This window comes from Rhodoplanes roseus, assembly GCF_003258865.1.
In the GTDB taxonomy this organism is placed as follows: Bacteria; Pseudomonadota; Alphaproteobacteria; order Rhizobiales; family Xanthobacteraceae; genus Rhodoplanes; species Rhodoplanes roseus.
In genome coordinates, this window is sequence record NZ_NPEX01000025.1 from 21,323 (window position 1) to 30,629 (window position 9,307).

General features: G+C 67.7%; 10 protein-coding genes. 3 read left to right on the plus strand and 7 right to left on the minus strand.

Translation table 11 applies throughout. The annotated features are described in order from the left end of the window. Positions 1-82 precede the first annotated feature (82 nt). The 6 genes from CH341_RS05875 to CH341_RS05900 all read right to left on the minus strand — a co-directional run bounded on the left by CH341_RS05875 (position 83) and on the right by CH341_RS05900 (position 5,716). On the minus strand, positions 83-787 hold the full coding sequence (locus tag CH341_RS05875; RefSeq protein WP_111418098.1) for an ABC transporter ATP-binding protein: 705 nt from the start codon (positions 785-787) through the stop codon (positions 83-85). Then, complete coding sequence (locus CH341_RS05880; RefSeq protein ID WP_111418118.1) at positions 787-1,512, minus strand: ABC transporter ATP-binding protein; 726 nt, start codon at positions 1,510-1,512, stop codon at positions 787-789. Before CH341_RS05880 ends, CH341_RS05875 begins: the two co-directional genes overlap by 1 nt. Then, a complete protein-coding gene (locus CH341_RS05885) occupies positions 1,509-2,510 on the minus strand; it encodes a branched-chain amino acid ABC transporter permease (protein WP_111418099.1) in 1,002 nt (333 codons plus the stop codon). Before CH341_RS05885 ends, CH341_RS05880 begins: the two co-directional genes overlap by 4 nt. Continuing rightward, positions 2,507-3,376, minus strand: a complete 870-nt coding sequence (locus tag CH341_RS05890; RefSeq protein WP_111418100.1) for a branched-chain amino acid ABC transporter permease — start codon at positions 3,374-3,376, stop codon at positions 2,507-2,509. Before CH341_RS05890 ends, CH341_RS05885 begins: the two co-directional genes overlap by 4 nt. Positions 3,377-3,564: 188 nt before the next feature. Continuing rightward, positions 3,565-4,806 carry an ABC transporter substrate-binding protein gene (locus tag CH341_RS05895; protein WP_111418101.1) on the minus strand — a complete coding sequence of 414 codons (1,242 nt, stop codon included), beginning with the start codon at positions 4,804-4,806 and terminating at the stop codon, positions 3,565-3,567. 139 nt (positions 4,807-4,945) lie between these two features. After that, positions 4,946-5,716 carry a Crp/Fnr family transcriptional regulator gene (locus CH341_RS05900; protein ID WP_170149491.1) on the minus strand — a complete coding sequence of 257 codons (771 nt, stop codon included), beginning with the start codon at positions 5,714-5,716 and terminating at the stop codon, positions 4,946-4,948. Between the two features lie 575 nt (positions 5,717-6,291). Between CH341_RS05900 and CH341_RS05905 the strand changes: the two genes are divergently transcribed. Then, positions 6,292-6,768, plus strand: a complete 477-nt coding sequence (locus tag CH341_RS05905) for a hypothetical protein (RefSeq protein ID WP_210208190.1) — start codon at positions 6,292-6,294, stop codon at positions 6,766-6,768. Between the two features lie 248 nt (positions 6,769-7,016). Continuing rightward, positions 7,017-7,310 carry a hypothetical protein gene (locus tag CH341_RS05910; protein ID WP_146604384.1) on the plus strand — a complete coding sequence of 98 codons (294 nt, stop codon included), beginning with the start codon at positions 7,017-7,019 and terminating at the stop codon, positions 7,308-7,310. A gap of 99 nt (positions 7,311-7,409) precedes the next feature. Here CH341_RS05910 and CH341_RS05915 read toward each other — a convergent pair whose 3' ends face one another. After that, the gene (locus tag CH341_RS05915) at positions 7,410-8,498 is read right to left on the minus strand and encodes a DNA topoisomerase IB (protein ID WP_111418104.1); all 1,089 of its coding nucleotides are present in this window, start codon (positions 8,496-8,498) and stop codon (positions 7,410-7,412) included. Positions 8,499-8,692: 194 nt separating this feature from the next. Between CH341_RS05915 and CH341_RS05920 the strand changes: the two genes are divergently transcribed. Beyond that, positions 8,693-9,271 carry an HPF/RaiA family ribosome-associated protein gene (locus tag CH341_RS05920; RefSeq protein WP_111418105.1) on the plus strand — a complete coding sequence of 193 codons (579 nt, stop codon included), beginning with the start codon at positions 8,693-8,695 and terminating at the stop codon, positions 9,269-9,271. Positions 9,272-9,307: the final 36 nt, after the last annotated feature.

A 9,307-nucleotide genomic window follows, 5' to 3' on the forward strand; every position in this document is an offset into this window, starting at 1 on the left:
CCGATGATTAGGATCGGCAGTCTGTGGCAGAGACGAACGGGCCGCAAGGCCCCCGCGTGGTTCGCTGCGGTGCAACCGGGCCTTACATCCCGAGATAGGCCTGGCGGACGCGATCGTCGGCCAGAAGCTCCTCGCCGGTTCCAGTCAGCGTGATGCGCCCGTTCTCCAGAACATAGGCGCGGTCGGCCAGCTTGAGCGACATCGCGACGTTCTGCTCGACGACGACGCAAGTGAGGCCCTCGCGATTGAGGTCGCGGATGGTGCGCAACACCTCGTGGACGATGGCCGGCGCGAGACCGAGCGAGGGCTCGTCGAACATCACGAGGTCCGGCTGCCCCATCAGGCAGCGGCCAATGGCGAGCATCTGCTGCTCGCCGCCCGACAGCGTGCCGGCGGTCTGCTTCAGCCGCTCCTCGAGGATCGGGAACATCGCGAAGACCCGGTCGAGCTGCGTCGCCCGCTTGTCGCGGGCGCGCGGCAGCAGCGCCCCCATGTCGAGGTTCTCGCCGACCGTGAGGGTCGGAAAAATCTGTCGGCCCTCGGCGACCTGCCCGATCCCGAGATTGCAGACGCGGTGGCTCGGCCAGCCGGCGATCTCGGCGCCCCGGAAGGTGATGCTGCCGTGGGACGGACGGATCATGCCCGCGATGGTGCGGATCAGCGACGTCTTGCCGGCGCCGTTGGCCCCGACGATGGCGACGATGCTGCCCTCGTCGACCTCGAAGGAGACGCGGTCGAGCGCCTGGGCGTCGCCGTAGGACACGTCGAGGTCGCGGACGGAGAGCATCAGATGGTCTCCTGCCCGAGATAGGAGGTGATCACCTTGGGGTCGCGCACGACGTCCTGCGGAGCACCCTTGGCGATCGGCGCACCGTGATGCAGCACGAGCATGTGGCCGGCGAGCGCCATCACGGCGCGCATCACGTGCTCGATCAGCAGGATCGTCACGCCCATGTCGCGGTTCACGCCGCGCAGGATCTCGACCATCCGGTCGGTCTCGGTCGGCCGCAGCCCCGCCATCACCTCGTCGAGGAGCAGGAGCTTCGGATCGGTCGCGAGCGCCCGCGCCAGCTCGAGCCGCTTGCGGTCCGGCAGCGTCAGCGTCGAGGCCCGGAAGTCGCGCTTGTCGAACAGGTCGAGGGTGGCGAGGACCTCCCGGGCGTAGCGCCGCGCCGCGGCCATGTCGGTCCGGTGCAGCAGAGCACCGATCATCACGTTGTCCTCGACCGAGAGGCCGGGAAACGGCCGGACGATCTGGAACGTGCGGGCGACCCCGAGCCGGCACACCGCGTCCGGGGTGCGGCCCTCGATGCGTTCGCCACGGAACGAGATGGTGCCCTCGTTCGGCGCCAGCACGCCGGCGATCATGTTGAACAGCGTGGTCTTGCCGGCGCCGTTCGGTCCGATCACGGCGAAGATCTCGCCCGGCTGGACCGTGAAGGACACCCGGTCGACCGCGACCAGGCCGCGGAACCGCTTGCCGACGTCGACGACCGACAGAAGCGGGCTCACGAGCGGCGCCTCGTGAAGCCGAGCCGCTGCGACAGCCACGGCCACACACCGGTCGGGACCAGGTAGATGATGGTCATCAGGATGAGGCCGAAGAAGATCGCCTTCGCCCCGGGCGCGTTGATGCCGGCCTTCTCGGTGAGCGAGATCAGCAGCTCGCCGACCGGCGTCAGGATGAAGGCCCCGACCACCGGGCCGAACACGGTGCCGAGCCCGCCGACGATCGGCCCGAGGATCAGCTCGATCGAGCGGCTCATGTCGAACAACTGCGCCGGGAACAGGCTGTTGTAATAGAAGGCGTAGAACACGCCGCCGATCGCCGTCATCGACGAGGAGATCAGCACCGCCTTCATCTTGGCCCAGAACACGTCGATGCCGAGCGCCCGCGCCGCCGTCTCGTCCTCGCGGATCGCGAGCCACTGATAGCCGAGCCGGGAGCGCGCCAGCAGCGCCGTGAGGAGGACGGCGAGCACCGCCAGACAGAAGGCCAGATAGTAGAAGAAGAGCTGGCTTCCGCGCAGATTCCACCATTCGCCGAGCCGGCTCTGCTCGTAGGGAATGAACAGGCCGCCGGCGCCGCCGACGAAACCGATATGGTCGAAGCCGATCCGGGTGAACTCGGCGAACGCGATCGTCAGCAGCGCGAAGTAGACGCCCTCGATGCCGAACCGGAAGCCGAGCCAGCCGATCGCCGCGCCGAAGGCGGCCGCGATCCCGACGGCCGGAAACACGCCGAGCCACGGGCCGATGCCGAAATGCACCCACAGGGCCGCCGAGACATAGCCGCCGAGCCCGACATAGAGCGCGTGGCCGAGCGAGAGCTGCCCGGCATAGCCCATCATCAGGTTCCAGGCCTGTCCGACATAGACGAAGTAGAGAATGAGGGTGAGGACCGACAGGACGTAGCGGGTCGCCGCCACGGGCGCGAACAGCAGCAGCACGAAAGCGAGCGCGACCGTCACCTGCCCCCGCCGGTTCATGTCACGCCAGAGCGAAATCATGCCGGCTTCTTTCCGAGCAGCCCCTGCGGCCGCAGCACCAGGACGGCGATCAGAAGGGCGAAGGAGAACATGCTCTTCATCGACGGAGCGATGAGGAAGCCGGCGAGCGCCTCGGAGACGCCGATCAGGAGGCCGGCGACGAGCGCGCCCGCCATCGAGCCCAGGCCGCCGATGATGACGATGGTGAAGGCGAGCAGCGTGTAGGCGGGTCCGAGGCTCGGCACCGCGTCGGCGATCGTCACCATCAGGGATCCGGCGGCGCCGACGCAGGCGAGCCCGATCCCGAACGTGATCGCATACAGCCGGCGCACGTCGAGGCCGATCACGGCCGCCCCGACCAGATTGTCGGCGCAGGCCCGGATCGCCGTCCCGGTGCGGGTGAAGCGGAAGAAGCCGAACAGTGCGGCGCACACCGCGAGCGCCGCGACAGCCGCATAGACCCGCACCTTGTCGATGAGCAGCGGCCCGATCATGTAGCTGTCGAACGCATAAGGCAGATTGGCGGGCTGGGCATCCGGCCCGAACACGATCAGCACGGCGTTGACCAGCACGATGGCCAGGCCGACCAGCAGGATGAACTGCTCGTGGTCGGGCCGCCCGACGAAGGAGTTGATGAGGGTTCGCTGCAGCGCGAAGCCGACCACGAAAAAGACGAGGGCGATCGGCAGCATCGCGACCAGCGGATCGACGCCCCAGGCGCGAAAGAGCACGAAGGCGGCATACATCGCCACGACGGCGAACTCGCCATGGGCGAAGTTGACCAGCCGCACCACCCCGAAAATAGCCGACAGGCCGAGCGCCATCAGGCCATAGAGAAGGCCGGTCAGGATGCCCTGGACGACGACATTGAGCCAGATGGACAGCATCGGGATGGGTCTGACGTGAAACGCACCTCCCCGGACGGCGGCCGCGAGGCCACCGCCACGGAGAGGTGCCGGTTTGGGACGGAGTTACCCCAGGTCGGCGACCGGGCGCAACCTCCGTTCGCCGCCGGGCCGGCTGCGCCGGACGCGGGGCGTCACCGCCGCGACGACGCGCCCCCGCCGGACGCGGATCAGGAGCGCCCCTGCCAGGCCGGCATCGGCACCACCGGGGCCGCGACTGCGACATCGGGAGGCAGCACGACGGTCGGGGTGCGGTTGCGGTTCTGCACCACGGCGGCCTGGATGTTGTTGTTCTGCCCCTTCTCGTCGAACCTGATCGGGCCGCCCGTCATCACGTGCTCGGCGATGTCGGTGGCCTTCACGGCCTTCATCAGGGTCGGTCCGTCGGCCGTGCCGGCGCGCTTGAAGGCGTCGGCCACCACCATGATGGCCTCGAACGTGAAGCCGGCGTTGAAGCAGTCGACCTCGAAGCGGTTCGTGGGGTTCGCGACCTTGTACGACGCGGCGAGCGCCTGAGTGACCGCCGACTTCGGGTTCGCCCAGGGCAGGTTGAAGAGGTGGAAGTCGGACAGGGGACCGAGCGCCTGGTAGAACTCCTCGTCGTACAGGCCGGGCGACCCGGGCGAGATGATCGCCTTCGGCTCGAAGCGCTGGCGGACCATGTCGCGCACCAGCTTGATGGCGTCGGACGAGCGGGTGGTGACGAGCACGAGCTCGGGCGCCAGGGCGCGGATCTTCGTGACCTCGACGGCGAGATCCTGGGCCTTGGGATCGTAGGCGATGGACTCCAGCAGCGGGAACGGCATCTGGGCGGCCGGGAACAGCCGGTCCATGGCGGCGCGCTGGGCCGTGCCGAAAGTGTCGTTGGCGTGCACGAAGACGGCGTTCTTGAACTGCACGCCGGTCGCCCCCATCAGCACCTTGATCAGCTCCAGGCCGCCGGAGACGAGCTGGGCGTTGGTCTGGAAGTTGCGGACCAGGTACTTGTAGCCCTGCTCGGTGAGCTGCGGCACCGAGGCGATGTTGATGCTCAGCGGCACCTGGCGCTGCTCGCACACCTGCGCCATCGCCAGTGTCGCGCCGGACTCGAACGCTCCGACGACCGCCTGGGCGCCGTCGGCGATCGCCCGCTCCGTCTGGGTGCGCGCCACGTCCACGTTGGACTCGAAGTCGACATGCACCAGCTCGACGGCGTAGCCGAGATCGGCCAGCACCTTCGGCGCCGCCAGGGCACCGCGGTGGCAGGACTGGCCGGCGGCGGCGAACAGCCCCGATCGCGGCAGCACGACGGCGATCTTGATGGTCTTCGCCTGGGCCCGGACGACGGCCGGTGCAGCCAGCGCGGCGGCAGCAGCCGCCGAGCCGGCGAGCACCTGACGCCGGCTCGGCCGGGTACGATTGTCGAAACGCATGGGCACTGTCCTCCTGGAAAAGCTTTTCGCCCGTTGAAAATTGGCGCGGATCGTAGGGGGACGGCCCGGGGCGGGCAAGCGCATCTTGGCGGATCCGGGACGGTGCGGACCAGGGTCCACGAGCCGGCAACAGGCCGGATCAGCCGGTCGAGGGAACCCGACGCGGCAACCGGAAATCGGCGATTTCGGCCAGGGCGTCCGGCTCGATCAGCCGGACCGAGGCCGCCTTGGTCTCGATCAGCCGCTCGCGCTTGAGCTGTTGCAGGGTCCGGTTGACGTGCACGACGCTGAGACCGAGCGCATCTCCCACCACCTCTTGGGTGAGCGGCATCGGCACGAAGGACCCGAGCGGAAAGCCGATCTCGTCCAGCCGATGGCCCAACTCGACCAGCAGATGGGCGATACGCTCGTAAGCGGTCTGCCGGCCGAGCCGCACCACGTGATTGAGCAGATACGCCTCCTGCCGGGCCTGCGCGGCCGCCCAAGCACGGCAGAGGCCGGGAAAGCGGTCGGGTTCCCGCACCATCTCGACGAGGCAGCCGGTCCCGGCGATCGAGACCGCCGTCAGGGTCGCGGCCGAGGCGGCGGCCAGCGGCTCGGCGCGGGCGGGATGGCCGAACAGGTCGCCGGGCAACAGGAAATCGAAAATCTGGCGGCGGCCGTCGGAAAGCACCCGCAGCCGGCAGGCCCATCCGGCCAGCAGCGCCCCGGGCTTCGACAGCGGCTCGCCCTCCACATAGAGCTCGACCCCCGCCCTCACCTGTCCGGGGGCCGCGCAGGTCTGGCGGATGATGGAGCGCTCCTGATCGGACAAGGGCGCGAAGCTCGACAAGCGCCGCCACAAGAGCTCGTGCGGCTTGCGATCGATCAGGCGTGGGTTGCCGGCGCCGGAGGCCATCTCGGTCTGCATCACCCCTCGGACCACGAAGGGAAGGACCCCAGCCCAAGCAACGGTGCGCACGTTGGACCGGTTCCGGGCAGGACCGGCACGAAGAGAGACGGAGCGCGGGGGTGCGGGCGCATCGTCACCAGGATTTCGGGTGAAGACGAGCAAATCGTGGCGCTCGACCGTCATGGCCGGCGATACCGCGCGCGTTCACCAAGTTGTGTCGAGCAACCCCAAGGGTCCCCGCCAACGCTGCGAAGTCGCCGGAGAGAGAACCGAAGGCGCCTCACGAGAATTTCTATCTACGAGCGCCCGTGACCATCACGAAAGCGGGAGCGAGGGGGCGAGTGCGTTGTAGAACAAAGCAAAACCGACATTCATTAACGCACGGCAACTCAATGATATTTTTTTACCCCCGGAACGGCCGGCAAACCCATGCTTTCGCTTTGCAGGAGGCTGTTCCGGTTTGAGCCGGTCAGCCAGCCGGACGCGCCGATCGACGGCGCCATCGATGCCCGAGGGCATCCGCTCCGTTGCACCGGACCATGCGGGGTCAGCGCCGCCAAGCCGCCCCGCCAGCTCGAAAGGAGTGCCGATCGATGTGTGACTACAGCCTGCAACACGTTGCGACGCGTGCCGCCAAAGTCGGCGACCAGCTGGTGACCACAAAGTTCAACAACTCGATCACCCGCGGGTTCTGCGAGGTGGGCGTGCCGGGCGTGGCGGTCTGCATCCTACCCGGGACAGAGCTCGCCTTCGAGCACGAGGTCGAATGCGATCACGCCCTCGGCTTCTTCCCGAGCCGCAAGCTGCGCGAGCGGGTCGCCCGGTTCCGGCAGATCAACATGGACAACCCGTACGAGCACCATGACGCGCTGGAGTTTCCGAGCGGTCAGGTCGTCCTGCTGACGCGACTGTGCGAAGGTCAGGTTGCGACCGTGCTGCAGCTTCCGGCCTCGGCGAGTGGCTCCGAGCACGAGCACCAGCACGAGCACCACCACGGGCGCACGGCGCCGGCCGCGCAGAACGCGGGCGAGACGCCGACCGTCGCTCCGTCCGACCGCGCCGTGGTCTAAGGAAAACGGCCTCGCGTTTTACGAGATGGGCCGTCGGGCCACACCCGACGGCCCCGTATTGTTGCAGTGCGCTCGAACCAAAATGACCCTTCCGGCGTTCCTCCCCCGAAGCGTCGGAACACCCCGTGTTTCGGTCTCTTCCGCAACCCTCTGCACGCGACTTTCAGCAACGCGCATCTCGCACGATCTGGAAAAAACTTCGCGTATGCGAAAATGACTTTGCGCGTATGCGAAACTGTGGTGTGCTGATGACAGATCCCGGCACGACGGCGAGCGAGCCCTCCATGTTCGTACAAGAGCACCAGCTGCACGGACACGACGAGATCGTACGCTTTCTCGAGACGATCAAGAAAAAGGGCCTGATCTCGGAGTATCTGGTGAGCTGGAACGGTCGCGACGGGCGCCTTACGCCCAAGGTGACGGTCTGGCGGCCGGAGGACACCCTTCCGATTCATCGGGTGAAGGGGACCATTGCCCGCAAACTCTTCGGGCTGATCTCGGCGGACCGTATCAATATCATCGCCGATCAGGCGCACGGCTGAGCCTCACACTCCGGCCGCGCCGTTCCGATTTCCAGCAACCTCCGTACGCACCCGAGCTGCGCAGGCGATGGAACGTCGTCCGGCGGGCGCCCGTGGTTTTCACCTCACCATGGCATTCGCCAGCACCTGAGCGACGAGCTGTTCGCGCCTGGCCGCCGAACGGCAATACTTGATCGCCGCCGACAGGCCTCCCAGCGCGCCCGACTCGAACGCCGTCACCACGGTCTCGTGCACGTAGCTCTTGCGGCAGATCGCCGGGGTGTTGGCGAGACTGTCGGCCGCGGCCCGCACCGCATCCAGCACCTGCTTGCGCCGGCCCCGGGCGCTCGACGCCGGGGTCGTCCGGGCGAGCGTCTCCAGCACCATGGCGGAGGCGCAGAGGGTGCGGAAGTCCTTCAGCGAGATGCGGGCGCCGGCGATCTCCTGCAGGAACGTGTTGATGTCCTGCCGGCGCACGATCCGGATCGCGTTCTCCTCGTCGCGATACTGGAACAGACGACGGCCCGGCAGCGCCAGGAGCTTGCCCAGCGCCGCCGCGAGGCGCGGCGAGCCCACCTCCTTGCGGACGTCCTTGCCGCCCTTGGCACGAAACGACAGCACGATCGTGTCGCCATCGATCCGCACGTTCGATTTCAGCAGAGTCGCCGCACCGCGCGTGCCGCGCTGGCGCGCATACGCCTCGTCGCCGGCTCGGATCGCCGTGCAGGCGATGAGCTCGATGGCGCAGGCGAGCGCGAAGGCGCGAGTCGGCTGCTCGGCGGCGAGATGCCGGGTGACGGCCCGACGCACCACGGGAAGCCGCTGGACGAGACGCAGCAGGTGCTGCGCCTTGCGGCGCTCGCGCACCTGCACCCATTCGGGATGATATCGATACTGCATGCGGCCGGCGTCGTCTCGACCGATCGCCTGGATGTGCGCCTTCGCGGACTCGGCGAAGCGTACGTCCTGGTAGGCGGGCGGAACCGCGAGCGACGCGAAGCGCGCCAGCGTGTCGCGATCCCGAACCGGCGCGCCGTCGGCCGCGACATACGAGAAGCCGCGACCGCGGCGTACCCGGCGGATCGCCAGACTGTCGGCCTCGACACGCTCGAGCCCGAGCTTCTTGATCAACCGGTCGGCGCGGCGTCGCGCTTCCGCAGCGGATTGCGACGCAGCGCGATCGTCTTCGGCCGAGGGCAGTTCGAGCATGGGGCGGACCCGATTGTTGTTTTTAGCAAAAAATCAATTCCGCCCGCGCCACCCTGGTTCCGGCCGCATCGCGTTCAAGGGCGACGCGTCCGTGTCCATCGACGGTGTCCGTCCTGGATTCCCGGATCGAAATGCCTACATTGGACGGTTGTGACTCGCCGTCCCTTTCCTCCTCACCGCTTGTCAGGTGACCAATGCAAGTTCCTGTCGAGATCGCTTTCCACAACACCGACTCCTCGGACTGGGCGGAGACCATGATCCGCACCCGCGTCTCGGAGCTGGAGCGTCTGTTCGACCGGATCACCTCGTGCCGGGTTCGGGTCGATCAGCGCGCCAAGTCGAACGGGACCTCGATCCCGCCCGTGGTGCGCATCGAGATCGGGATTCCCGGGCGCGCCGACCTCGTCGTCAGTCACGAGCCCGAGCATCTGCAGCGCAAGTATCAGCGACCTGACCTGCAGAAGGCGATCAACGAAGCCTTCCGCATCGCCGAGCGTCAGCTCGTCGGCCTGAAGGAGCAACGCCAGGGCAAGACCAAGGCCATCTACAGCGACATCCAGAACCAGCGGCTCGGCCAGGTCGCCGAGGTCCAGCCGGATCAGGATTTCGGCTATCTGGTCACGTCGGAAGGCAGCCTGCTCTACTTCCACCGCAACAGCGTGCTGGCCGGCGACTTCGATGCGCTGGGGCGTGGCGACGAACTTTACTATGTCGAGGGCGTTGGCGACACGGGGCCGGTCGCCACCAAGGTGCGGGTGAAGACGCCCGAGTGACGGCACGAGCGGCAGGTCCTCGGCGCGCCATGCGGC